22 protein-coding genes and 1 pseudogene are annotated in these 24764 nt (G+C 67.7%); 9 read left to right on the forward strand and 14 right to left on the reverse strand.

What is annotated here, in order from left to right:
- The 3 genes and pseudogenes from SCNU_RS20250 to SCNU_RS16985 form a co-directional block, all read right to left on the reverse strand.
- Nucleotides 1–168, reverse strand: a pseudogene (locus SCNU_RS20250) (3-keto-5-aminohexanoate cleavage protein); the annotation flags it as partial.
- Between the two features lie 195 nt (nucleotides 169–363).
- On the reverse strand, nucleotides 364–1257 hold the full coding sequence (locus tag SCNU_RS16980) for a TauD/TfdA dioxygenase family protein (RefSeq protein WP_040518746.1): 894 nt from the start codon (nucleotides 1255–1257) through the stop codon (nucleotides 364–366).
- Nucleotides 1258–1313: 56 nt separating this feature from the next.
- Nucleotides 1314–2291, reverse strand: a complete 978-nt coding sequence (locus SCNU_RS16985) for a quinone oxidoreductase family protein (protein WP_009680642.1) — start codon at nucleotides 2289–2291, stop codon at nucleotides 1314–1316.
- Nucleotides 2292–2436: 145 nt separating this feature from the next.
- Between SCNU_RS16985 and SCNU_RS16990 the strand changes: the two genes are divergently transcribed.
- Nucleotides 2437–3483, forward strand: coding sequence for an AraC family transcriptional regulator (locus tag SCNU_RS16990; RefSeq protein WP_009680643.1), 1047 nt, complete (start codon nucleotides 2437–2439; stop codon nucleotides 3481–3483).
- 7 nt (nucleotides 3484–3490) lie between these two features.
- Here SCNU_RS16990 and SCNU_RS16995 read toward each other — a convergent pair whose 3' ends face one another.
- The 3 genes from SCNU_RS16995 to SCNU_RS17005 are packed head-to-tail and all read right to left on the reverse strand — an operon-like array spanning nucleotide 3491 to nucleotide 6338.
- Nucleotides 3491–4168, reverse strand: coding sequence for a 3-oxoacid CoA-transferase subunit B (locus SCNU_RS16995; protein WP_009680644.1), 678 nt, complete (start codon nucleotides 4166–4168; stop codon nucleotides 3491–3493).
- Nucleotides 4165–4926, reverse strand: coding sequence for a CoA transferase subunit A (locus SCNU_RS17000; RefSeq protein WP_040518767.1), 762 nt, complete (start codon nucleotides 4924–4926; stop codon nucleotides 4165–4167). The genes SCNU_RS16995 and SCNU_RS17000 overlap by 4 nt, the downstream gene beginning before the upstream one ends.
- Before the next feature lie 47 nt (nucleotides 4927–4973).
- The gene (locus SCNU_RS17005; protein WP_040518747.1) at nucleotides 4974–6338 is read right to left on the reverse strand and encodes an MFS transporter; all 1365 of its coding nucleotides are present in this window, start codon (nucleotides 6336–6338) and stop codon (nucleotides 4974–4976) included.
- 222 nt (nucleotides 6339–6560) lie between these two features.
- Between SCNU_RS17005 and ppk2 the strand changes: the two genes are divergently transcribed.
- Genes ppk2 through SCNU_RS17020 form a run of 3 tightly spaced genes read left to right on the forward strand, consistent with a single transcriptional unit; the run spans nucleotide 6561 to nucleotide 8959 of the window.
- Nucleotides 6561–7391, forward strand: coding sequence for a polyphosphate kinase 2 (gene ppk2 / locus SCNU_RS17010; RefSeq protein WP_009680648.1), 831 nt, complete (start codon nucleotides 6561–6563; stop codon nucleotides 7389–7391).
- Nucleotides 7392–7439: 48 nt separating this feature from the next.
- The gene (locus SCNU_RS17015) at nucleotides 7440–8633 is read left to right on the forward strand and encodes a polysaccharide pyruvyl transferase family protein (RefSeq protein ID WP_009680649.1); all 1194 of its coding nucleotides are present in this window, start codon (nucleotides 7440–7442) and stop codon (nucleotides 8631–8633) included.
- Between the two features lie 29 nt (nucleotides 8634–8662).
- Nucleotides 8663–8959, forward strand: coding sequence for a DUF503 domain-containing protein (locus SCNU_RS17020; RefSeq protein ID WP_009680650.1), 297 nt, complete (start codon nucleotides 8663–8665; stop codon nucleotides 8957–8959).
- Between the two features lie 36 nt (nucleotides 8960–8995).
- On the opposite strand, the gene SCNU_RS17025 is transcribed toward SCNU_RS17020, so the two are convergent.
- The 3 genes from SCNU_RS17025 to SCNU_RS17035 form a co-directional block, all read right to left on the reverse strand.
- On the reverse strand, nucleotides 8996–9346 hold the full coding sequence (locus SCNU_RS17025) for a VOC family protein (protein WP_040518750.1): 351 nt from the start codon (nucleotides 9344–9346) through the stop codon (nucleotides 8996–8998).
- A gap of 65 nt (nucleotides 9347–9411) precedes the next feature.
- Nucleotides 9412–10776, reverse strand: coding sequence for an MFS transporter (locus tag SCNU_RS17030; protein WP_009680652.1), 1365 nt, complete (start codon nucleotides 10774–10776; stop codon nucleotides 9412–9414).
- Nucleotides 10777–10849: 73 nt separating this feature from the next.
- On the reverse strand, nucleotides 10850–13261 hold the full coding sequence (locus tag SCNU_RS17035; protein ID WP_009680653.1) for a Tex family protein: 2412 nt from the start codon (nucleotides 13259–13261) through the stop codon (nucleotides 10850–10852).
- A gap of 162 nt (nucleotides 13262–13423) precedes the next feature.
- Here SCNU_RS17035 and SCNU_RS17040 point away from each other — a divergent pair, with 162 nt between their 5' ends.
- A complete protein-coding gene (locus SCNU_RS17040; protein WP_009680654.1) occupies nucleotides 13424–15316 on the forward strand; it encodes an alkyl/aryl-sulfatase in 1893 nt (630 codons plus the stop codon).
- 89 nt (nucleotides 15317–15405) lie between these two features.
- Here the strand turns inward: SCNU_RS17040 and SCNU_RS17045 are convergent, their stop codons facing one another.
- Nucleotides 15406–16719 carry an MFS transporter gene (locus SCNU_RS17045; RefSeq protein WP_009680655.1) on the reverse strand — a complete coding sequence of 438 codons (1314 nt, stop codon included), beginning with the start codon at nucleotides 16717–16719 and terminating at the stop codon, nucleotides 15406–15408.
- 114 nt (nucleotides 16720–16833) lie between these two features.
- On the opposite strand from SCNU_RS17045, the gene SCNU_RS17050 reads away from it, so the two are divergent.
- On the forward strand, nucleotides 16834–17853 hold the full coding sequence (locus SCNU_RS17050) for a zinc-dependent alcohol dehydrogenase family protein (protein WP_009680656.1): 1020 nt from the start codon (nucleotides 16834–16836) through the stop codon (nucleotides 17851–17853).
- Between the two features lie 4 nt (nucleotides 17854–17857).
- Here SCNU_RS17050 and SCNU_RS17055 read toward each other — a convergent pair whose 3' ends face one another.
- Both SCNU_RS17055 and SCNU_RS17060 read right to left on the reverse strand, forming a co-directional pair.
- A complete protein-coding gene (locus tag SCNU_RS17055; RefSeq protein ID WP_009680657.1) occupies nucleotides 17858–18655 on the reverse strand; it encodes an ABC transporter ATP-binding protein in 798 nt (265 codons plus the stop codon).
- Nucleotides 18652–19323, reverse strand: a complete 672-nt coding sequence (locus tag SCNU_RS17060; RefSeq protein ID WP_009680658.1) for a FadR/GntR family transcriptional regulator — start codon at nucleotides 19321–19323, stop codon at nucleotides 18652–18654. Before SCNU_RS17060 ends, SCNU_RS17055 begins: the two co-directional genes overlap by 4 nt.
- Before the next feature lie 175 nt (nucleotides 19324–19498).
- Between SCNU_RS17060 and SCNU_RS17065 the strand changes: the two genes are divergently transcribed.
- Complete coding sequence (locus tag SCNU_RS17065) at nucleotides 19499–21151, forward strand: 2-isopropylmalate synthase (protein WP_009680659.1); 1653 nt, start codon at nucleotides 19499–19501, stop codon at nucleotides 21149–21151.
- Nucleotides 21152–21175: 24 nt separating this feature from the next.
- On the opposite strand, the gene SCNU_RS17070 is transcribed toward SCNU_RS17065, so the two are convergent.
- Entirely contained in the window at nucleotides 21176–21910 is a 735-nt protein-coding gene (locus SCNU_RS17070; RefSeq protein WP_009680660.1) for a hypothetical protein, read from the reverse strand.
- A gap of 226 nt (nucleotides 21911–22136) precedes the next feature.
- Between SCNU_RS17070 and SCNU_RS20695 the strand changes: the two genes are divergently transcribed.
- Nucleotides 22137–22703, forward strand: coding sequence for a TetR-like C-terminal domain-containing protein (locus tag SCNU_RS20695; protein WP_274378031.1), 567 nt, complete (start codon nucleotides 22137–22139; stop codon nucleotides 22701–22703).
- Here SCNU_RS20695 and SCNU_RS17080 read toward each other — a convergent pair.
- Entirely contained in the window at nucleotides 22687–23139 is a 453-nt protein-coding gene (locus SCNU_RS17080) for a MarR family winged helix-turn-helix transcriptional regulator (RefSeq protein WP_009680662.1), read from the reverse strand. The genes SCNU_RS20695 and SCNU_RS17080 overlap by 17 nt on opposite strands.
- Before the next feature lie 121 nt (nucleotides 23140–23260).
- Between SCNU_RS17080 and SCNU_RS17085 the strand changes: the two genes are divergently transcribed.
- Nucleotides 23261–24742 (forward strand): MFS transporter, encoded by a 1482-nt coding sequence (locus SCNU_RS17085; protein WP_009680663.1) that lies wholly within the window; start codon nucleotides 23261–23263, stop codon nucleotides 24740–24742.
- The last annotated feature ends 22 nt before the right edge of the window (nucleotides 24743–24764 follow it).

Below are 24764 nucleotides of genomic sequence, written 5' to 3' on the forward strand. Positions count from 1 at the left end.
GCCGACCTGCAGAATCATGTCCGGCACCGCCTCCCGCAGACCCGCCAGCAGCTCATTGAACTTCGACAACCGCTTCGAGCCCTTCCCGTCGAGCTCACGCACGTGAATGTGCAGCACCGTCGCGCCGGCCTCATAGCAGTCCACCGCCTTCTGGATGTGCTCCTCCATCCTAACCAGGGACGCGGGCAGGCAGGTCACTGAGAGGTAGTTAGATTCGCTGATGAGACGGCGCAGCGGTCCTGGGGTCGAGGTGTGTGACATGCGTTCAGCGGCTAATCGGCGGCTGATCGGTCCGACCTGCGGTGCCATCGTGCCTCTGCGCAACCGCGGGAGTGGGAGTGATGTCGTCTCAGGGGGTGCCGATCAGAAGGGGCGGTCGCCGATGATTCCGGCGCGCTCCATCTTTCGGACGGCGGGCCAGTAGTCCTGGACCGCGTAGTGCTGGGTGCAGCGGTTGTCCCAGATCGCGACGCTGTTCGGCGTCCACCGCCACCGCACCTGGTACTCGGGGATGGTCGCCTGGCTCTGCAGGTAGCGAAGGAGTTCGCCGGCCCCGGGTGCGTAGTCGATGCCGCACCGGATGTTGGCGTCGGTGTGGAAGTTCGTCAGGTGCGTGGTGAAGCTGTTGACGAAGAGGATCTTCTCGCCGGTCTCCGGGTGGGTGCGGACCACCGGGTGCTCGGCATCCGGGAACTTCTCCTTCAGGGCGAGACGCTGCTCGATCGGCATGCGGGCGCCGAACGACGCCTCGATGCTGTGGCGGGCGCGCAGGCCCTCGATCTGCTCCTTGACGCGCTCGGGCAGCCGCTCGTAGGCGAGGCCCATGTTGACCCACATCGTGTCGCCGCCGACCTCCGGGCCCTCGACGCAGCGCAGCACCGATCCCATCGGCGGGTTGACCCGCCAGGTGGCGTCGCAGTGGTACGAGTTCTCGAAGGCCTCGCGCGGGCTGTCGAGGCCCTTGTAGATGCGGACCAGTCCGGGGTGCTCGGGGTCGCTGCCCAGGACCGGGTGGTCCTCGAGCTCGCCGAAGCGCTCGGCGAGTGCGACGTGCTCGCCGCGGCTCATGGTCTGGTTGCGGAAGAAGAGCACCTTGTGGTCGAGCAGATGCGACTTCAGTTCGGCGAAGAGGTCGTCGTCACGCGCCACCTCGGCGAGGTCGACGTCGTGCAACTCGGCGCCGATGCTGCAGGTCAGGCGCTCAACGTTCATCGTGGCGGCCGGTCGCGTCGCGATCGGGGTCTGTACGGCGGTCATGTCATCCTCCTTGAGGGGAGCGTTCGAAAAGGGTTGGCGGGAGTGGCTCGGCGGACTCAGAAGGTGAAGACCGAGGAGCCGACGCTGGAACCGGACTCGAGATCCTTGTGCGCCTGCTGCGCCTCCTCGAGGGCGTAGTGCTGGTTGATCTCGACCTTGATCCGCCCGGCGGCGACGTGTCCGAAGAGTTCGCCGGCGAGTTCGGCCCGCTCGGCGGGATCGGCGATGTAGTCGGCCAGTGCGGGCCGGGTCACGTACAGCGAGCCCTTCATCGCCAGCTGCAGGGCGTCGATCGGCGGGATCGGGCCCGACGCGGTGCCGAAGCCGACGAGCAGGCCGCGGCGGGACAGGCAGTCGAGCGAGTCGTCGAAGGTCGTCGCGCCGATGCTGTCGAAGACCACCGGGACGCCCTTGCCGTCGGTGAGCTCGCGAACGCGCTCGACGACGTTCTCCGTGCGGTAGTTGATGATGTGCTCGGCTCCGTGTGCCTTCGCGACGGCCGCCTTCTCCTCGGTGGAGGTGGTGCCGATGACTGTGATGCCGAGCTCCCGTGCCCACTGGCAGAACAGCAGACCGACGCCGCCTGCGGCCGCGTGCAGCAGAACAGTGTCCCCGGCCTTGAGCTGCGGAGCGATACGGCGCAGCAGGTACGAGGTGGTCAGTCCCCGCATGGTCATGGCGGCCGCGGTCTCGAACGGGATCGCGTCGGGAAGGTGGATCAGGCTGTCGATCGGCATCACGCGCTCGGTGCTGTAGGCACCGAGGGGGCTGCCCGTGTAGGTGACGCGATCGCCCTCGGCAAAGCCCTCCACGCCGGGGCCGACGGCCTCGATCACGCCTGCGGCCTCGACTCCCATGCCTGCCGGCAGCGGCGCCGGGTACATGCCGGTGCGGAAGTAGGTGTCGGCGAAGTTCAGACCGACGGCCTCGTGGCGCACGCGGACCTCACCGGCCCCCGGATCGCCGACCTCGACGGTCTCCCACTTGAGGACCTCGGGTCCGCCGGTCTCGTAGAAGCGGATCGCGTTTGCCATGAGAAGAGCTCCTTGTCGCTCGTAATCGGTGTGATTCAACTGACACCAAGTTATTCGCGGTATGGTGGTCACACTTATCCCTGTGGGACAGTTTTCTTTCCTTGTGGGGACACCTAGTTGACTGCGTCACATCGGGAGCCGAAGGATGTCCAAACCACTCGCTCGATACGCGGCACTGTCGGGCTACATCGAGCTGAGCCGGCGATTCAAGATCGACCCGATGCATCTGCTTCGCGCCGCTTCGCTCGACGCCGCAGGCCTGGACCTGCAAGATCGCTGGATTCCGGCCGGGTCGATCGCCCGCCTGCTCGAAACGTCCGCGGCCGCCTCCGGGCGCGCGGACTTCGCCCTCCGCCTCGCGGAGAATCGACGGCTGTCTGCACTGGGCCCGCTGAGCATGAGCTTTCGCGAACAGCCCGACGCCCGCACCGCCCTGACCATGCTGATCAGATACCAGCACATGTACAACGAGGCGCTCTACATGGAGGTCACCGATCGTGCCGGTCTCTCGACGATCAAGGTGAGCGTCGACATCGGCGAACCGGCACCCGTGCGCCAATCCGTCGAACTGGCGGTCGCCGTGGTCCGGCAACTCCTCGCGAGTCTCCTCGGCGACCGCTGGAGTCCGGTGTCCGTCACGTTCACTCACCCGGCGCCGCTCGACGACACCACGCATCGCCGACTCTTCGACGCTCCCCTGAAGTTCTCCGGCGACTACAACGGAATCGTCGTCTACACGTCGGATCTCGATCAGCCGAACCGGGCCTCCGATCCGGGCCTGGTCTCGTATGCCGAGCGGCTGCTGGAGGCTCAGGTCGGCGATGCCGAGCCGACCGTCGAAGCGCGGGTGCACGAACTCATCGAGATGCTGCTGCCGACCGGTCGATGTTCGATCGACCAGATCGCGCGAAGCCTCGGCGTCGACCGCCGCACGGTTCATCGGCGGCTCGCCAAAGCCGGTCTCACCTTCACCCAGGTGCTCGACTCCACCCGGGCCGACCTCGCGGGCCGACTGGTGTCGGGGGAACGCCACTCGTTCACCGAGATCTCGGAGATGCTCGCCTTCTCGACGCCGAGCAGTTTCTCGCGGTGGTTCACCCAGCAGTTCGGCGTGAGCCCGAGGCAATGGCGCAAACAGACGCGTCCGGCTGATCCCGAGGCGTTTCGGGATCAGCCGGACGAGTCTGCGTGAGCGAGGGTCAGCCGAGGTCCGCCGCCGTGGCCTCACGGACCATCTCCGGCGTCACGCCCGGTGCGCATTCGCGCAGCACGAGTCCGTCGTCCGTGACGTCGATGACCGCCAGGTCGGTGATGATGCGTTCGACCACGCCCCGGCCGGTCAGCGGCAGGGTGCACTCGGAGACGATCTTCGATCCGCCCGAACGGTCACGGTGCTCCATCAGCACGATGACGCGCCGCGCGCCGTGCACCAGATCCATTGCGCCGCCCATCCCCTTGACCATCTTCCCGGGAACCATCCAGTTCGCGAGATCGCCGGTGGCCGAGACCTGCATTCCGCCGAGGACCGCGGTGTCGATGTGGCGTCCGCGAATCATGCCGAAGCTGAGCGCCGAGTCGAAGAACGACGCACCGGGGTTCACGGTGACCGTCTCCTTGCCCGCGTTGATCAGGTCGGCGTCGACCTGATCCTCCGCCGGGTACGGGCCGGTCCCGAGGATGCCGTTCTCGCTGTGCAGCGTCACCTCGACGCCGGCGGGCAGAACGTCCGGGATCATCGTCGGCAGACCGATCCCGAGGTTGACGTAACTGCCGGACACGAGTTCTCGTGCCGCCCGTGCGGCCATCTGCCTGCGGTCCCAGCCGATCTGGCCTGCGGCGTCCGCGGCGCTCGCGGTGGTCTCGATGGTGGCGGTCATGCGACGACTCCTGACGTGGCGACGGTGCGCTTCTCGATGGTCTTGTTCTGCGGTCCGACTTCGACGATCCGGTCGACGAAGATGCCGGGGAGATGCACCTGCGACGGATCGAGTTCGCCGGCCGGAACCAACTTCTCCGCCTGGACGACGCAGACGTCGCCGGCCATCGCCGCCAGCGGATTGAAGTTCATCGCCGCCTTGTTGAAGACGAGGTTGCCCTCGGTGTCGGCGATCAGTGCATGGACGAGGGCGTAGTCGGCGCGGATGGCCTCCTCGAGGACGTACTCGCGCCCGGCGAACTCGCGGACCTCCTTGGCGGGCGACGCGACGGCCACGGAGCCGTCGTCGGCGTAGCGCCAGGGCAGTCCGCCTTCGGCGACCGCGGTGCCGACACCGGACGGGGTGAAGAACGCCGCGATCCCCGCGCCGCCTGCCCGCAGCTTCTCGGCGAGCGTGCCCTGCGGCGTCAGCTCGACCTCGAGCTCACCGGCCAGGTAACGCCGCGCGAACTCCTTGTTCTCGCCCACGTACGACGCGACGATCCGGGAGATCCGGCCGGCGCCGAGCAGAACGCCGAGTCCGAGGTCGTCGATCCCGCAGTTGTTCGAGACTACTTCGAGGTCGGTGGCGTCGCCCGCGGCGAGTGCCTCGATCAGGGTGTCCGGGATTCCGCATACGCCGAACCCGCCGACCGCGAGTCGCGCTCCGGAGCCGATGTCGGCGACTGCCGCCGCACCGCTGGAATAGATCTTGCTCATGACTTCCTTCTCGATCTGAGGGCGCTGGAGGGACTGGTGCGCGACGGTCATGCCGGGATCGCCGAATACCGGGCGCTCTGTGCGGCGAGCTTGCGCAGTCCACGGGGGTAGACGCGGTGTCCGACGATCAGCGCCGCGATCGCACCGATGTAGAAGATCGGCGCCAAGGCGAGCGCGTCCATCAGTCCCATCTTGTCGGCGAGGACGCCGATGACGAACGGGCCGAGCGCCAGTCCCAGCACGTTGTTGGCGACGGTGAGTGTGCCCAGGGCGGACGACCGGACCGTCTCGTGAGTCAGGCCGGCGACCATCGCCGCGGTCGGACCGGAGGTGCCTGCCGAGAAGAACGCGCCGATCGCGAGCAGCGTCAGCTGCAGGGGGCCGGTCTCAACGCGGAATGCGGCACCGAGGGTGACGAGGGAGATCGCGCAGAAGACGATCGCGATCGTCCACTTCCGGGACGGGTCGGTGCGGCTGATGCGGTCGGTGATGACACCGCAGACCACCATGCCGGTGCCGACCAGGAGGACGAACAGTGCGGCGACGCTGCCGGCCTTGCCCGGGGCGAGGTCGTAGTAGCGGTTGAAGAAGCTCGGCGTCCACGAGAGCAGGACGGCGGCGGTGAACATCTGCAGACCACCGGCCAGGTAGGCGCACCAGACTGCCGAGTTGGTGAACAGCGTCGAGACGGGGACGCGGATCTCGGGACGCCCGTCGTCGACGACCTCGGTGCCCTCGTCGTGCACGGCGTAGCGCTTGAGTCGCGACTCGGTGACGACGGCGCGGAACAGTGCGGCGAGGATCAGACCGAGGACCGCCATCGCGGTGAACGACCAGCGCCATCCGAGGTTGACCGCGATCACCGCGCCTAGTGAGACACCGACCACCGAACCGAACGAACCGCCGGCCATGAACGCACCGCTGAGAGACGAATGCAGGCGCGGTGAGAAGACGCTCAAGACCACCGCGATGCCCACGCTGCCGTACGCCGCTTCGCCGACGCCGACGAAGAATCGCGCGATGAGCATCTGTTCGAAGTTGGCTGCGATCGCGCAGGCCAGAGTGGCCACGCTCCAGACCACCGCCATCGTCACCAGGCTTCGGACGCGACCCCAGCGGTCGGCGATGACCGACAGCGGGAAGGTGAGCAGTCCGACCATCAGCGCGACGATGCTGGTCAGGGATGCGAGCTTCGAGTCCGTGAGTCCCCAATCCGCCTTCAGAAGAGGGAAGACCGCGGCGAGCACCTGGCGGGACATGTAGTCCGACAGCAGCAGGCCGAAGGCGAGCGCCGCGACCACCCATGGGTAGATTCGACGGCGCGGCGGCGGGGAGGCAGGCATCGAGCCACTAGTATCCGCCGAGTCGACCCGCATGGCGGGCGCTTCGACGGAGGTCGTCGTCTGGGTCATGGATCTCTCCTCGGTCAAGGTGTCTGGGGGGACGATCGGGCTGTGGCCCGCTGCCGCCCACCGAATGGGAGTGAGGTGTGCGACAGCGGAGATTTGATGAGGTGCAGATCACGGTAAGGGCTTCCGAAACGGGTTTCTTAACCCCAGGGGACATGCTTTTTGCCTTATCGGGACAGGCGCGTCGTCATCCCCCGTGTGCAGCGGCTCACATACACTTCGTGCATGGCCAAGAAGAGCGATCACACCCCGAAGCTGCCGAAGGATGTCTACGAGTCCGAGCTGTTCCGCCTGCAGACCGAGCTGGTGTCCCTGCAGGAGTGGGTTCGAGCCACCGGCGCCCGAGTGGTCGTCATATTCGAAGGCCGCGACGCGGCGGGCAAGGGCGGCGCGATCAAACGCATCACCCAGTTCCTTAGTCCACGGATCTGCCGTGTCGCGGCACTCCCCGCGCCCACCGACCGGGAGAAGGGGCAGTGGTACTACCAGCGCTACGTGGCGCAGCTGCCGGCTCCCGGCGAGATCGTGCTGTTCGACAGGTCCTGGTACAACCGGGCGGGTGTCGAGAAGGTGATGGGCTTCTGCACGCCCGAGGAGCACACCCGATTCCTACGGCAGACACCGATCTTCGAACAGATGCTGATCGACGACGGGATCATGCTGCGCAAGTACTGGTTCTCCGTGTCGAACGAGGAGCAGCTCCGTCGTTTCCGCGCCCGCCGTGACGACCCGGTGCGCCAGTGGAAGCTGAGCCCGATGGATCTGGAGTCGGTGTACCGCTGGGAGGACTACTCCCGCGCCAAAGATGAGATGATGGTGCACACTGACACCTCCAACAGTCCCTGGTTCGTGGTCGAGTCCGACCACAAGCGCCACGCCCGGCTGAACATGATCTCCCACCTGCTCTCGACCATCGACTTCGAGGAGATCGAACGGCCCCAGGTCAAACTCCCGAAGAAGCCCATCGAATCGGGCAGCTACCACCGACCGCCCCGGTCCCTCTCGAAGTTCGTCCCGGACCACGTCGCGAGTCTGCTCGGGGACCGCGAGGTCTGACCGACCGCCCACGACCGCAGCTTCGAGAATGGAGGTGTAGCACCGGTTTTGCGCTCCCCCTTCGACTCGCGCCCACTGTCTCGGTTCCTCGCCGAGACGCGAGACGTCGTGTATCTGGTGACGGCGGCCGGCTTCCCCAACTTCGGCGACGAGCTGATCACCGAAGCGTGGCTGCGCCATCTCGCCATGCGGCGGCCGTTCACGAGAGTGGTCGTCGACAGTCCGCATCCGGGTCAGTCCGCGCTGCTTCTGAGGCGCGCCAACCGACGGGCCGTCTTCGTCGACACGGTCTGGCGGCTGACGAACTCGCCCGCAGACCTGCGTTCACCGGCGCTCGCCGAGACCCTCGCCACCGATGCCCGATCCGACGTCGGCGCGGAGCTGTTGCTGCGCGCCCGCACGGTGCACATCGTCGGCGGCGGCTTCCTCACGGATCTCTGGCCGCGGCATCGATCACTGGTGGCGATCGTGGCGACCGTGGCCCGTACGACCGGAGCTCGCGCGATCGCGACCGGTGCCGGACTGACCCCCGGATTCACCGGGAGCGCCCTCGACGGATTCCACGCCGACGCCGAGCAGTTCGACGTCTTCGACGTGCGCGACCGCCCCAGTGCCGACTTCATCGGTCCGCTGAGCGGTGCGACGTCGACCGGCGACGATGCGTGGCTCTCGCCGCGGGTGGCCGCGCCCGGTGACCGCACGCACTCGTTCGGAGAGCTCATGCTCTGCATTCAAGGAGACTTGACGGCCGACTTCGCCTGGCGTGGGCGCCGCGGACCCGATGCGCTGACCGCGTTCGTTCGCGCGACGCTCGACGAATGGCGCGTGCCCGGTTCGGACGTGACGGTGGTCGAGTGCAATCCGGGACTCGACCTGCTGATCGCCGATCGGCTGGGAAGTCGGCTCGGCGATGCGCGGCGCGTCCCATTCCGGGAGCTCTGGGAGTCGGGGCTCCCGACCGGCGGAGGTCGCACCTGGCTCTCGACGCGTTTCCATCCGCACCTGGTGGCGGCGTCAGCCGGCGACTCGGGCGTCGCAGTGATCCCGCGGCCCGACTACTACGGCGCCAAGCACGGCTCGCTGATCGCAGCGGGGTCGGCATGGACGGTCGTGTCAGGGGACGCCGACGTGCCTGCCCCGCCGACCGCGGGCGGATTCACCGCGGACGCGGCGGCGGCCAACCGATCACGGAAACAAGCCCTTGCGAACCGGCTGTATCCCCGGGCACTTCGCTTGCATTGAACCGGAATCGGCGTAATGTCGTCGATCCCATGTGGATTGCTTCTCTCGAATTCGACTTCCTGCTCGGCGATGTTCATTCGCTGAAAGCCAAACGATCCGTCGTCCGCCCCCTCGTCGCCGAGATCCGGCGCCGTTACGACGTCACGGTCGCCGAGGTGGACCATCGCGACGTTCATCGGCGGACGATGATCGGCGTCGCCATGGTCAGCGGCGACGCCGCACACGCCACCGAGGTTCTCGACACCGTCGAACGCTTCGGGGCCGCTCGTCCCGAGGTGGAACTGCTCTCGGTCCGACGGCGGATGGTCAACACCGACGACCTGTGACCGGCGCTCGGTGACCTGTGACCGGCGCTCGGTGAATCAGTGGGTCGCGACGCAGAACTCGTTGCCGTCGGGATCGGCGAGGGTCGTCCAGACCAGCCCGTCACCCATCGAGCGCTCTTCGACGAGAGTCGCCCCTGCCGCGGTCAGCTTCGCTACCTCCGCCTTCATGTCTGCTGTCTGCAGATCGAGGTGAATCCGGTTCTTGCCGGGCGTCGGGTCGTCGACCTTCTGGAACACGAGGGCGGGCGAGCCCTCGCCCAGGGACACGATCACGAACCAGCCATCGTTCTCCGCCACGATTCGGCCGCCGAGAACGTCCGCCCACCAATTGCCGAGCCGAACCGCATCGGTCGTGTCGACGGTGATCATTCCAATGCTGATGCTCATACCGTGAACTGTATCGGCGACCTCTGACATCGGCGGTACCGCAGCGCATCCGGACCACGCCCGCGTCACTTCGCCGCCCGATAGGCCTCCGACATCCTTCGATACACCGGAGTGCCGAAGGCGGCGACCGCCACCGCGATCATCACCGCGCCGGAGGCCACGAAGATCAGTGCGATGCCGCGGGCGTCGCCCTCCCCCAGCCACGGCGCCAAATGGTCCGCGCCGTCGGCCGACCGTGCATACGGGATCACGAACTGCTCAGCCAGCGGAGCGACCACGAACGACGTCAGGGGTGCCGCCGACGCTTCCAGTGCCCCCGCGAAGCCGAACACGCGCCCCTGCTGCGGCAGCGGAACCACCCGCTGAATGACCGTCTGTTCGGCGGCCTCGATCGCCGGCATCGTGAGCATGAACAGCCAGACGCCCGCGACCAGCAGCCAACTCCACTCACGGATGGCGAACAGCATGCTGATCGCCCCCAGCACCACGACGCCCAGCAGCATCGTGCGCATCGGGTTCGACCCGAGTCCGAACTTGCCGATGAGCGCTCCGCCGAGCATGAATCCGGTCGCGCCGAACGCGAAGACGAGCCCCCAGCTCTGGACCGAGAACAGCTCGAGTCCGTACGGATCGAGCAGCGCCATATGGACGCCGCTGACGAAGTTGTTGAACATCGAGAACACGATCAAGGCGAGCAGGCCTGGCACGGCACGAGTCGCGAGCCACGCCCCGCGCACGTCGAAGGCACCCGCTGCGTCCGACGCCGCGACGACCGCTTCCTCCGGCATCCGGATGGTGAGCAGATGCAGCCATCCGATCAGGGTCAGGGCGACGGCGAAGACGATCGTGGGCCCCATGCCGAAGAAGCCCACCGACAGTCCGGAGAAGACGCTCGTGAACACGAATGAGAGTCCCTGGACGGCGCCGACGTAACCGTTCGCGTTCGCGCGTCGGTCGGAGTCGATCAGGATCGTCACCGTCGTCGACAGCGCGACGTCACGGAGAACCTCGACCACCGCGCCGGCGAGCACGATCACCGAGAACAGCCAGACCCACGGCGAGGTGAGTGACCGCATCGAGTCGCCTGCGACGAAGTACACCGCCCCGGCGGCGGCGAACGCGACCGTGGTGAACGCCGCGGACGCCCGCATCACGGTGAGCTTCCGGAATCGATCGACGAACGTGCCGAAGGCGATACTGCACAGCGCGATCGCGAGCATGTATCCGCCGCCGACGACGCCCGTCGCTATCACGTTTCTGGTCTCGAGATAGATCCAGAAGGTCAGTGCGAAGAACAGGTAGCTCGTCGTCAGGTTGGCGACGGCGGTGTTGCCGAGGATCGCCGCGAACGTTCGGTTCCGCCGGCTCGCCGGACGCCGGCGGGCGGCGGCGTCATCCGACGCCTCGACGTTGACCGGACTCTCCGCCATGCCACGACAGTAGGGTCAGACAGCCCGGCCGGCCAAGTGAGTTTCCGCCGGCGACCGCCTCAGCGACGGTGCGTCAGCGCCCGAATCCCGCGTCACGCAACGCCTGAGCCATCGAACCGCCTGCCGGCCGTTCGTCGCGGTGCCCGTTGCCCTTCGCCTGACCGCCACTCTTGGCCTGACCGCGTCCGTTACCCTGACCGCCCCCACGACCACCGTTGCCGCCGCGACCACCGCTCCCACGACCGCCGCCCGCTCCGCGGCCGTTCTCTCCGCGTCGATCACCGCCGGTTCGCGCCCTGTCGGCCTCGTCGTTCAGTCGCAACGACAGGCCGATCCGCTGACGGTCCACGTCGACCGCAAGCACCTTGACTTTGACGACCTGTCCCGACCGCACCACCTCGTGCGGATCCGAGACGTAACGGTCGGCCATCGCCGACACGTGGACCAGGCCGTCCTGGTGCACGCCGACGTCGACGAAGGCGCCGAACGCCGCCACGTTGGTGACGACGCCTTCCAGCACCATGCCGGGCTGGAGGTCGGAGACCTTCTCGACGCCGCTCGCGAACGTCGCGGTGGTGAACGCCGGGCGCGGGTCGCGCCCCGGCTTCTCCAGCTCGGCGAGGATGTCGGTGACCGTGGGGACACCGAACTGCTCGTCGGCGAACTCGGCGGCCTTCAAGGTCCGGAGGGTCTTGCTGTCGCCGATGAGTTCGACGAGCTCGCGCCCGCTGCGGTCGAGGATCTTGCGGACCACCGGGTACGACTCCGGGTGCACACCCGATGCGTCGAGCGGATCCTCGCCCCCGCGGATCCGCAGGAAGCCGGCACACTGTTCGAACGCCTTGGGACCGAGTCGCGGCACGTCGAGTAGCGCGGCGCGGCTCCGGAAGGCGCCGGTCTGGTCACGATGCGCGACGATCGCCGAGGCGAGCGTCGGCGTGACACCGGAGACGCGGGACAGCAGCGGTGCCGACGCGGTGTTGAGGTCCACGCCGACCGCGTTCACCGCGTCTTCGACCACCGCGTCGAGACTGCGGGCGAGGTTGGTCGCCGAGACGTCGTGCTGGTACTGCCCGACGCCGATCGACTTCGGGTCGATCTTCACAAGCTCGGCCAGCGGATCCTGGAGACGGCGCGCGATCGACACCGCGCCGCGGATGGAGACGTCCAGCTGCGGGAGTTCCTGCGAGGCGTACTCGGACGCCGAGTACACCGAGGCGCCCGCTTCCGACACGACGGCTTTGACGGGGGCCTTCGCTCCGGATTTCGCGATCTCCGCGAGGAGTTCACCGGCCAGCTGATCGGTCTCGCGTGAGGCCGTCCCGTTGCCGATGGCGACCAATTCAACGCCGTGTCGTGCGATCAGCGCGGCGAGTGTGGCCTTGGACTGATCCCACTGCTGCTGCGGCTTGTGCGGGAAGATCGCGCAGTGGTCGACCACCTTGCCGGTGGCGTCGACGACGGCGACCTTCACGCCCGTGCGGAATCCGGGGTCCAGTCCGAGCGTCGCGCGAGTTCCGGCCGGTGCCGCCAGCAGGAGATCCTTGAGGTTGGTCGCGAAGACGGCGACGGCGTCGTCCTCGGCACGGCTCCGCAGCTTCATTCGCGCGTCGATCGTCGCGGTGATCATCAGCTTGGTCCGCCATGCCCACCGGACGGTTCCGGACAGCCATTCGGTGGCCGCGCCGGGATTCGACAGATCGACGCCGAGCGTCGCGGCCACCATCGCCTGGTAGCCCTCGTCCTCGCCACCGTCGAAGGTGAGGCTCAGCGCCTCCTCCTTCTCGCCGCGCAGGACCGCCAGCACCCGGTGCGACGGCATCGCATCGAGCGGCTCGCTGAAGTCGAAGTAGTCGCGGAACTTCTGCGCCACCGCACTCGCCTCGGCCCCCGGCCGTACCTCGGTGCGCATCGTGCCGTCGGCCCAGAACTTCTCGCGGACCGCACCGACCAGTTCGGCGTCCTCGGACGCACGCTCGATGAGGATGTGCCGGGCGCCCTCGAGTGCGGCCGCGGCATCGGCGACGTCGTCGGACAGGTAGGCCGCGGCGGCGTCGGCCGGAGTCAGCGACGGATCGGCGAGCAGCGCGTCGGCGAGCGGCGCGAGGCCGGCCTCCCGAGCGATCTGCGCCTTGGTCCGTCGCTTCGGCTTGTACGGGAGGTAGATGTCCTCGACACGTGCCTTGGTGTCGGCGGCCAGCAGCGACGCACGCAGTGCATCGGTCAGCTTGCCCTGCTCCTCGATGGAGGCGAGGACCGCCGCCCGACGCTCGTCGAGTTCACGCAGATAACGCAGTCGTTCGTCGAGGAGGCGCAACTGCGCGTCGTCGAGACTGCCGGTGACCTCCTTGCGGTAGCGCGCGATGAACGGAACGGTCGAGCCTTCATCGAGCAGCTTCACCGCGGCGGCCACCTGACCTTCGCCGACGGCGAGCTCCTTGGCGATGCGGGCGTTCACGGACTCGAGGGGCGCACTGTTGGTCACCGGATGCAGGCTACCGAAGTGTGGTCGGCCGATGTCGGACCGCCCGCACCCGACGCGGCGCGCGGGAGGGCGACCTCACCCGATGACGGTGAGTCCTCGGGGCGGAGGCAGGCGGCCGGAGCTTACGGTGGAGCGGAACTGGCGGTCTACCTAAGGGAAAAGATGACATCTCATTCACGCGAGGCAACGCCCACCATCATCGCGCAGAACGCCGCATTGCGGGAGCGGCTGCCGTTCTCCGACACCCAGGACTTCGAGGACGCCAATCGCGGCCTGCTCGGCAAGCGGGTTCCCAATGCGATTCGGAACGCCGAGGGAACCGTGGTGTGGGACAACGACACCTACGACTTCCTGCAGGGCGAGGCACCCGATACCGCGAATCCGAGCCTGTGGCGGCAGTCGCAGCTCAATGCGATCCAGGGCCTCTTCGAGGTGGTTCCGGGGATCTATCAGGTCCGCGGCTTCGATCTGGCGAACGTCACTTTCATCGAGGGCGACACCGGCGTGCTGGTCCTCGACCCGCTGGTGACCGAGGAGACCGCAGCGGCGGCGCTCGAACTGTACCGCGAGCATCGCGGTGACCGACCGGTCACCGGCGTGCTGTACACCCATCCACACGTCGACCACTTCGGCGGCGTTCGAGGCATCACCACCCAGGAGGACGTGGACTCCGGCCGGGTTCCGGTCATCGCGCCCGAGCACTTCACCGAGCACGCGGCCTCCGAGAACGTCTACGCGGGCACCGCCATGGCGCGCCGGTCGGCATACATGTTCGGCGCCGCCCTCGCGCGCGGCCCGCAGGGCGCCATCGGCACCGGTCTGGCGCAGACGGTCGCCACCGGCAACATCACCCTGATCGCGCCGACGCTCGACATCACCGCCACCGGTCAGGAGGAAGTCGTCGACGGAGTCCGGATGGTCTTCCAGATGGCCCCCGGCACCGAGGCGCCTGCCGAGTTCCTGGTGTACTTCCCCGACCACAAGGCGCTGTGCGCGGCCGAGGACGCCACTCACACCCTCCACAACCTGCTCACCCTGCGCGGTGCACTCGTCCGCGATCCGCACGCGTGGGCCGGCTACCTGACCGAGACGATCGACCTGTGGGGCGGGGAGGCAGAGGTCGTCTTCGCCTCCCACCACTGGCCGACGTGGGGCAACGAGCGCGTGGTGAAGTTCCTCTCGGAACAGCGTGACCTCTATGCCTACCTGCACGACCAGTCGCTCCGGCTGATCAACCAGGGCTGGACCGGAATCGAGATCGCCGAGCATCTCGAGCTCCCACCCGTGCTGGAGAACGCCTGGCACGCCCGCGGCTACTACGGATCGGTCAGCCACAACCTCAAGGCGATCTACCAGCGCTACATGGGCTGGTACGACGGCAATCCGGCGCACCTCTGGCAGCACCCGCCGGTCGAGCAGGGCAAGCGCTACGTCAAGCTCGCAGGCGGCGCCGATGCGGCCGTCGCCAATGCACAGGCGGCCTTCGACGAAGGCGACCTGCGGTGGGCGGCGGAAGTCCTCAGTCACGTCGTATTCGCCGAACCCGACCACGCCGGGGCCCGCACGCTCCTCGCCGACACGTTCGAGCAGCTCGGCTACGGATGCGAGAACGGCGTGTGGCGCAACATCTACCTGTCCGGCGCCACCGAGCTCCGCGAAGGCAAGTTCGGCACGCCGACCGTCTCTGCGTCGCCGGACGTGATCTCCGCACTCACGCCGGAGATGCTCTTCGACGCCGTCGCTATCCAGATCGACGGCCCGCACGCCTGGGACCTGAAGCTGAGCATCGACGTGGTGCTGACCGACGCCGACGTCCGCTACCGGCTCCGGCTGTCCAACGGCGCGCTCACCTACAGCGCTGCGCCGCAGAACGGCGAGGCCGAGTTGACCATCACGACGACCAAGCAGGCGCTTCCCGTCCTCGCCACCGGAGCTCTCTCCGCCGACCGACTCGCCGAGGCGGGTATCGAACTCAGCGGTGACACGACGGTGCTGGAACGACTCGCCGCAGTCATCGATCCGGGTGACCCCGACTTCTCCATCGTCACGCCCTGATCCGACAGTCGCCCTCATACAACGGCGGCCTTGATACAACGGGGAAGGCCCTGACTCCGCGGAGTCAGGGCCTTCGTCGTCGCCTCAGGTCAGCACTCGTGTGCAGGGTCGGGAGCGACCGCCGGAACGGCCGCGAACATGCGGAGGCGACTGTCGGGAGCGAGGCCGGAGATGCCCTCCGACCGTCCGCGTTGCACGCGCGCCGCGACCAGGGCGAGTACCGCGGCGATCACCGCGACCTGGATCAGTCCGCCGCCGATCAGCGGCGCCCGCGGGCCGAACCACTCGGCGAGCAGTCCGAGCAGCGGCGCGCCGATCGGCGTGCCGCCCATCAAGACCGTCATGTAGAGCGCCATCACGCGGCCGCGCACCTGCGGATCGACGTGCATCTGCACGAACATGTTGGTCGCCGTCAACGACAACAGCGCCGACAGCCCGACGAGGGGCAGGACCAGGCCGTACAGGATCGGGGTCGGAGCGATCCCCGACAGCACGTTGACGACCGCGAACGCCAGGGCAGCGATCACCACGAACCGCAGCCCCGGGGACGATTTCCGTCTGGCGGCCAGCAACGCACCGAGGAGCGACCCCGCGCCGGAGACGGTGCCCAGCAATCCGTACATCTGGGCGTCGAGGTGGAACTCGTTGCGCACCATCAGCGCGTTGGTCATCTGGAAGTTCAGGCCGAACGTGCCGACCGCGAACCCGACGCCGAGCGCGATGAGCAGGTCCGCTCGATCGGCGACGTAGCGGATTCCCTCGCGCACCTGTCCCTTCGCACGCGACAGTCGTTCAGTCCGGACGAGCTTGTCCTCGCGGAGCAGGAGCAGGGCAAGCAGGAAGGCGAGGTAACTCACGCCGTTGCTCAGGATGGCCCATCCGCTGCCGAACGCGGCGATGATGAGTCCCGCGACCCCGGGACCGATGAGGCGCGCGGCGTTGAACGCCGAACTGTTGAGCCCGATCGCATTGGTGAGGCGCTCGGTGCCGACCATCTCTGAGACGAACGCCTGGCGCGCGGGTGCGTCGAGCGCGGTGCCGATGCCGAAGACAACGGCGAACACATAGACGTGCCACGTCTGCGCCACGCCGGACACCGCCAGCAGACCGAGGACGAGGGCGCTCAGCGCCATCCAGCTCTGCGTGAACATCAGCAGCTTGCGCTTGTCGAACCGGTCGGCCAGCACTCCGCCGAACGGCGAGAGGACGAGCGCCGGGACGAACTGGAGGGCGGTCGTGACGCCGACCGCCATCGCCGAACCGCCCGAGAGCTGAAGGACCAGCCAGTCCTGGGCGACGCGCTGCACCCAGGTTCCGACATTGGAGACCAGTGCCCCCGAGATGTACGTGCGGAAGTTCGGTACGGCGAGCGAGGCGAACGTCGACGACTGCCTCAACTGCACGGACCCTCCTGAGTACTTGACCGTTGTTAATCAACGTACGCGGACATCCTGGTATTCCGCTGGGGACGGAGGAGGCCGCTGCGCGGTCGATCGCCGCGCACTACCGTGGAACGCATGCGCGCAGTCATCATGCATTCGCCCGGAAACGTCAGCGTCGTCGATCGTCCCGATCCGCGGATCGAACAGCCGACCGACGCGGTGATCCGCCTCGCCGCGACCTGCATCTGCGGTTCCGACCTGTGGCCCTATCGCGGAGCCAACGAGGTCGATGAGGCGCCGATGGGCCACGAGTACGTCGGCTACGTCGAGGAGGTCGGTCCGGACGTCCGGACGGTGAAGGTCGGCGACTTCGTCGTCGGCTCGTTCATGGCCTCCGACAACACCTGCGAGATCTGCGCGGCCGGATACCAGTCGCGATGCGTCAACGTCCATCCGATGGGCGGCATCGGCACCCAGGCCGAGTACGCGCGGATTCCGATGGCCGACGGCACCCTCGTCGCAACCCCCGCACCGCCCGAGGCCGACCTCCTTCCCTCGTACCTCGCCGCGTCCGACGTCCTCGGAACGGGATGGTTCGCCGCCGACGCCGCAGAAGTTCGGCCGGGCAAGACCGTCGCCGTCGTCGGTGACGGTGCGGTGGGTCTGCTCGGCGTGCTCGCCGCGCGCGAGATGGGCGCCGACCGCATCATCGCGATGAGCCGCCACGCCGACCGCCAGGAACTGGCACGCGCGTTCGGCGCCACCGACATCGTCGCCGAGCGCGGGAGGGAGGGCGTCGCGGCCGTCAAGGAGCTGACCGGCGGACTCGGCGCGCACTCGGTGGTCGAGGCGGTCGGAACCCAGGAGTCGATGATGCAGGCCGTCCGCGCCACCCGCCCCGGCGGGCACGTCGGCTTCGTCGGCGTCTCGCACGGTGTGGAGCTCCCCGGCGACAAGCTGTTCTACTCGGCCGTTCACCTGCACGGCGGGCCGGCACCCGTCCGCCGGTACCTGCCCGACCTGATGCGCCGGATCGCCGCACGCGAGATCGACCCGGGCCGGGTGTTCGACCTGTCGCTGCCCCTCGAGCAGGCCGCCGAGGGCTACCGCGCGATGGACCGGCGCGAGGCGATCAAAGTGATGCTCACGGTCTGAGCGGTCAACGCACCCGCACGGCGCGTGCGCTCCACCGGCCGTCGGCGTAGTCGACGCCGATCGGATGGGCGAACGCTGCCGTGATGACCTCGGAGGTCACCGTGTCGGCCGCCGTTCCCGCGGCGACCACCGAACCGTCGCGGATCACGACGGCGTGACTCGTCGACTCCGGCAGTTCTTCGAGATGATGCGTGACCAGTACGGACGCCACCTCCGGCGCCGACACCGCGAGCGAGTCGACCGTCTCCAGCAACTGCTCGCGTGCGGCCACGTCGAGTCCGGTCGTCGGCTCGTCGAGCAGCAGCAGTTCCGGGTCACCGATGAGCGCCCGCGCGATCAGCGCACGACCGCGCTCGCCTTGGGAGAGGGTGTGCCAATCGGAGTCGGCGCGCGCGGTCATCCCGACGTCAGCGACGAGCGCCGCCGCCCGGGCTCGTTGATCATCGGACGGCGACCAGCGCATCGGCAGGTCGATGGTTCCGGTGACTCCGGTCAGCACGACCTCGGTCACCGTGAGACTCGTCTGCAGACGATGCCGGGGGTTGACGTGACCGATGTGCTTGCGCAGTTCCGCCGTGTCCACCCGGCCGAGCCGCTTGCCCAGCACGTCGACGGTCCCGGAGGTCGGGTGCGTCTGGGCCGCGCAGAATCCGACGATCGTCGTCTTGCCCGCACCATTGGGGCCGAGGAGAGCCCAGTGCTCTCCCGCTCGCACGGTCAGGTCGATGCCGTGCAGAATCTGCCTGCCGTTGCGGCGGAAAGTCACGGCGTCGAGCCGCAAGACCTCCTGCGGGTCCGTCATGCGAGTGCCTCCTTGAGTCCGTCCAGATGCGTCCGTGCACTGGCCGCAGCAGCAGCGCCGTCCTTCTCCGCGACGGCGTCGACGATATCGGCGTGAGCCCGATGGTCCGCATCGCCGCCGAAGTCGCGACGGATCCGCAACATCTCGACCATCGCGGCGCGCACCCGCGGGGTCATCGAGTCGAAGATCTCGATGAGCACCGGATTCCCCGCGGCCACCACCACGCTGCGATGGAAGTCGATGTCGGCGGCGACGTGCTCGTCGATCCCGCTCCGAGTCCGGCGGCGCGTCTCGAGCGCGCTGCGGATCGCACGCAACTGCGCGGGTGTCCGACGCTGCGCAGCGAGCGCGGCCGCCTCGGTCTCCAGCGCGGTCCGCACTTCGAGGACCGCGGTGATGTCGGCCTTCCAGAGGACGTCGTCCCAGTGCTCGGGCGCGTCCAGTGCCGCGACGAACACGCCCGCGCCCTGCCGCGACGACAGCACGCCGCGCCCGGCCAACTGCCTGATCGCCTCGCGCAGCGTCGACCGTCCGACGCCCAACTGCGGCCCCAGAGTGCTCTCCCCCGGCAGCTTCTGCCCCAGCTCCCACTCGCCCGCGCGGATACGTTCGAGCAGGAGTTCAGCAGCTTGGTCGGCCAGCGGGGTCCTGCGGACCTGTGCGGGCATATTCCCTACTCCTCTACTTGTCTGATGGGTTTGTGTATAGTCTAGCCCCATGGCGAACTACCGCGCACTTCGGCTTATCTGCCACCGAGAGTCCTGATCCACTTCACCGGCGACTCTCTGTGGGTCGCTGACGCCGGTGAAGGACCCTCGACACCCAGCGAAAGCGATATTCACCATGCCGACCCCAGCCGCCTTCTCGATCACCACGCCGACCAGTTCGTTCGGTGGCGTCGACACTCCGCGCGGACCGATCCCCGACCACGCACCCGCGTGGAATCGGCAACGCCGATCGCAAATGCCGTCCCACCGATACCGCGACGTGTTCAGCCGAGTCGATGTCCGCGCGACCTATCGGCGCTGGCCCGACAACCGGCTCACCGAAGCGCCGCTGTGGGTTCCGGTCGATCTCCGCGATGGAAATCAGGCACTGCCCGAACCTATGGACCCCGACCGCAAGCAGCGGATGTTCGAGTTGATGGTTGCGATGGGGTACAAGGAGATCGAGATCGGCTACCCCTCCGCCTCGGCGACCGACTTCGCATTCGTGCGGCTCATCGCCGAGACGGCCCTCGCCCCCGACGATGTGACCCTGGTCGTCTTCACGCCTGCCCGACGCGACCTGATCGAGCGCACAATCGAGTCGATTCGGGGCATCACCAACCCGGTGGTCGTCCACCTGTACACCGCGACCGCGCCGGTCTGGCGCGAGGTCGTCCTGGCACAGTCCCGGTCGGACCTGTTGGACCTGATCCTCCGCGGCGGCCGCGACATGCTCGAGTTCGCAGGCGACCTGCCCAATGTCCGATTCGAGTTCTCCCCGGAGGTCTTCAACCTCACCGAACCGGACTTCGCGCTGGAGGTCTGCAATGCGATGACCCGGCTGTGGGATGCCTCGCCCGATCGGCCGGTCGTATTGAATCTGCCCGCGACGGTCGAGGTCGCGACGCCCAACGTCTACGCGGACCAGATCGAGTACATGCACACCCACCTCGACCGCCGAGAGTCGGTGATCCTGTCCGTACACCCGCACAACGACCGCGGCACGGGTGTCGCCTGCGCCGAACTGGCGGTTCTCGCCGGAGCACAGCGCGTCGAGGGCTGCCTCTTCGGCAACGGCGAACGGACCGGGAACGTCGACATTGCGACGCTCGCACTGAATCTTCACGCGCAGGGCGTCGACCCGATGATCGACTTCTCCGACATCGACGAGATCCGACGGGTGGTCGAGGAGGTCAATCGGATCGAGTTGCATCCTCGGCATCCGTACGCCGGAGACCTGGTCCATACCGCGTTCAGCGGCACTCACCAGGATGCGATCGCGAAGGGGTTCGCACAGCATCGCCACGCGGCGGCCGATGCGGGCGTCGCAGTCGCCGACGCCGCATGGGCGGTCCCGTACCTGCCGATCGATCCCACCGACCTCGGTCGCACCTATGACGAGGTGATCAGGGTCAACTCCCAGTCGGGCAAGGGCGGGATCGCCTACCTGCTCGCCGAGGAGTACGGCATCGACCTGCCGCGCCGACTGCAGATCAACTTTGCGCGCGAAGTGCAGCGCCACACCGACGCTGAGGGCTCGGAGATCGACGCCGCGACCCTATGGCGATTGTTCAGTCGCCGATACATGTCACCGCGAAGCGAAACCACCGCCGCCGTTCAGGTCGAGCCGCTGACCTGGCACCGTAGCCGACTGACGGCGTCTGGCGGTGGGTTGTTCCTGACCATCGTGGAGTGGCGGGCCGGTGACGACCACGACTGGTCGGCGGGCACGGGCGTCTCCGAGTCCGCCGCCGACACGGCTGCACTGGCGGGCGCGGGCCGGAGCTGACGCACCCGGTCGTCGCGGACGCGTTCAGGCGTCCGCGGCGATCGCCGCCTCGAACCAGTTCGAGAACTCGCACGCGAGATGGAAGTGATGTCCGCGGACGATCGATGGAAGCATGGGCAACGGAAACTCGACCAGCAGTCGCGCATGGACCCCGTCTGGAGTGTCGCGGAACTGATGCCGCACTCCGCCAATGGCCTTACCCTTCGCCGAACGCGCGACCCCGTCCACCCGCACGTCGAATGCCGGATCAATCGGGGTCACCAACGTCGAGACGTCGTCGTAGTCGATCGTGAACAGCGCCGCGAGCGGAGCACCGCCATTCGTCTCGATCACTTCCTGACGCCCGTCCGCCATTCGCAGGATGAAGTGATCGGGGCAGGCACGTTCCATCTCATCTCGATTCGACGAGGACGTGATCTCATTGAACCAGTCGACGAAACCTGCGGCTGATCCGCCGGGGACGGTCAGGTCCGTCACGGAGACCCGCCGGCGTCTACTCACAGCCGCCGACAGCTCCGCTACCGCGTCGGCGACTCGGATGTCCCGCGCCAGCCGTCTCCGGAGTTCGGCATCGCCGAGACCCCGCTTGCTCTGCAACCACGCCTCCCGGCGCTGGGCGACCGGGCCGGGTTCCGGCACGGGCAGCCCGACCTTGCGCGCCGCCGCGTCGATCCGCGCATCCTCCCAGGCGAGAACATCTGCCCGCGAGTACACCTGTCCCGCGATGGTCGCGACGATCGGCAGTTCTGGAGTATTCATCTCACACCTTAACGCTATTTCTAGTTTCGTTAAGGAAACGTATGGCACGGTGCGGACTCCGTCAAGGACCTGAGGGAAGCCGTCGCACCCGCGACCCGCGGGTCCCGATGATCAGACAGAATGACGGGGTGCCCGGATCACCCACCCCGCGTCGCCGCACCGGCGGCCGCTCGGCTCCCGGACACGAAACGGCCTACGAGCGCACGAAGCGGTCACGGCCGCAGCACTGGATTGTCTGCTGACCGACGGACTGCCCGGACTCACCGTCCGCGGAGTCGCGCAAGCCGCAGGAGTCGCCGAGACGACCGTGTACCGGCGTTGGCCCACCGTCGACCACCTCGCCGCCGCCGCTCTGCTCAAGCTGACCGAAGCGGACAATCCGCTTCCCGACACCGGCGCGCTCGACAGCGACCTCCACGCCCTGCTCTCGCAGATCGTCGATCTCCTCAACCGACCCGAGATCCTGCGTGTGGTCCGCGGCGTCGCCGCCCTCAACGACGACGGCCCGGCCTCGTCCGCCAAAGCCGCGTTCTTCGACGCCCGCTTCGCCGACGCGACACGCCTCATCGACCGGGCCGTCGAACGCGGTGAGCTACCGCCCGGAGTCGACGCGGATCGCACCATCGAGACGCTCGCGGCTCCCGCGTATATGCGCGCACTGCTCGAGAATCAGCCGCTCGACGCCGACCTGATCGACTCGTCAGTGGCCATCGCGATCGCCGGAGCACGGGCGACCGCCCAGAGCCGGACATCTTCGGATCAGACTCGATCCAGCATCAATCGGCGTCGATGACCTGGCGTTCGTACGCGTCGTTGAACGCCCGCAGCTGAACCAGCAGTATCGCGGGGTCGCCGGGCGCGAGGTCCGCGAACACGCGATTCAGCCGATCCGCGCGCCGCTTCCCATCGTGCTCGAATGCTTCGACGCCCGCCTCCGTCGGTCGATGCATCCGGCTGATCTGTCCGGCGACTTCGAAACGTTCGAGATAGCCGCGCTTGATCGCGGCGTTCACCTGACGATTCACCGTCGACTGCTCGAGATCGAGATCCTCGCTCAGTTCGCGCAGCGTGCGGGCCCTGCCGTCCGAGAGCAGCCATAGGATGTGAAAGGCCGACGCCTCGAGGATCGCCTTCGGGTCGATCTCGGCACGCGCCCGACGCATGCGGAGCAATTCCTCGACAACGTCTCGATGAACGTCCGACGGCCAGATCGAATCGTCGTGCCCCACCGTTCTCACTCCATCCCGGCGCGCGCCGTCACACCACTCCCGATTTGGGATGTGCATCATGCATATGTATGTTACATACGCTATTCATAGTTCCCGAAAGCACCGAAACGAAGGCCCAAGAATGACCTCCTCCTCCGACACCGCGGACGCCTCGCCCGGGTCCGGCGCTCCGACCGCCGCACCACAGACGGACGAATCGTTCAGTCCCCGCGGCGCTCTCGGCATCGTCATCACCCTGTGCTTCGGCGGCCTGGTCGCGTCGCTGATGCAGACCCTGATCATTCCGGTGCAGCCCGAGCTGCCGCAACTCCTCCACACATCGATCTCCAACGCGTCGTGGGTCATCACCGCCACCCTGCTGGGCGCCGCCGTCGCCATGCCGATCGCCGGCCGGCTCGGCGACATGTACGGCAAGCAGCGAGTCATCCTCGCCAGTTCGATTCTGCTGGTGATCGGTTCCCTCATCTGCGCAATCGGCGACAGTCTTCTTCCGATGCTCGTCGGCCGCACCGTGCAGGGCCTCGCGATGGGCTTCATCCCCGTCGGCATCAGCCTGATGCGCGAGGTGACTCCCCCGCGTCTGACTTCCATGGCGGTCGCTGCGATGAGCGCGACGCTCGGCGTCGGCGGCGCGGTCGGCATGCCGCTCTCGGCGTGGATCGCGCAGACCTGGGACTGGCGCGCCCTCTTCTGGGCCTCGGCCGGCCTCGCCCTGCTGGTGACCGTGCTCGTCATCGTGGTGGTCCCGAACATCGCGGACAGTGCGGGCGGACGTCTCGACGTGATCGGCTCGATCGGTCTGGCGATCGGCCTGTGCAGCGTGCTCATCGCGATCTCGAAGGGCAAGGACTGGGGTTGGACGTCCGGCACCACGCTCGGGTTCCTGGTCGTCGGCGTCGTCGTGCTGATCGGGTGGTCGTTCTTCGAACTGCGCCACAGCGATCCGCTCGTCGACCTCCGCACCACGGCCAAGCCGACGGTGCTGCTCACCAATCTCGCCGCCGTCGCGATCGGTTTCGGCATGATGGCGCAGGCGATCGTCGTGCCGATGATGCTCGAGGTGCCCGAGGGCGCGGGCGGCTTCGGGCAGTCGATCCTGCACACCGGCCTCTGGATGGCACCCGGCGGCATCATGATGATGCTGTTCGCCCCGGTCTCGGGCATGCTGATCAACGGCCTCGGCCCGAAGCTGACCCTCGCTATCGGCGCGTCTGTTCTCGGCATCGGCTACCTGACGGCGTTCTTCCTGATGAATGCACCCTGGCAGCTGGCCGTGGCCTCGGTGATCGCCTCCGCCGGTGTCGGTATCGGCTACGCGGCCATGCCGACGCTCATCATGGGCTCGGTGCCGATCACCGAAGCCGGCGCCGCAGTCGGCCTCAACGGCCTGATGCGATCGGTCGGTACCACGTTGTCGTCGGCCATCATGGCCGTCGTCCTGGCCGCGTCGACCATCGACCTGGGCGGCGGCCACGAGGTGCCGACGCATTCGGCCTTCCACTGGTGCTTCCTGATCGGCGCGATCGCCGCGTTCGTCGGCGTCGCGATCACGCTCGCGATTCCGCGAGGCAAGGCCCACGCCGCCGAGCAGTCCGTCGCCTGACCTGCCCTCGACCTCACGCCGC

This window comes from Gordonia neofelifaecis NRRL B-59395, assembly GCF_000192435.1.
In the GTDB taxonomy this organism is placed as follows: Bacteria; Actinomycetota; Actinomycetes; order Mycobacteriales; family Mycobacteriaceae; genus Gordonia; species Gordonia neofelifaecis.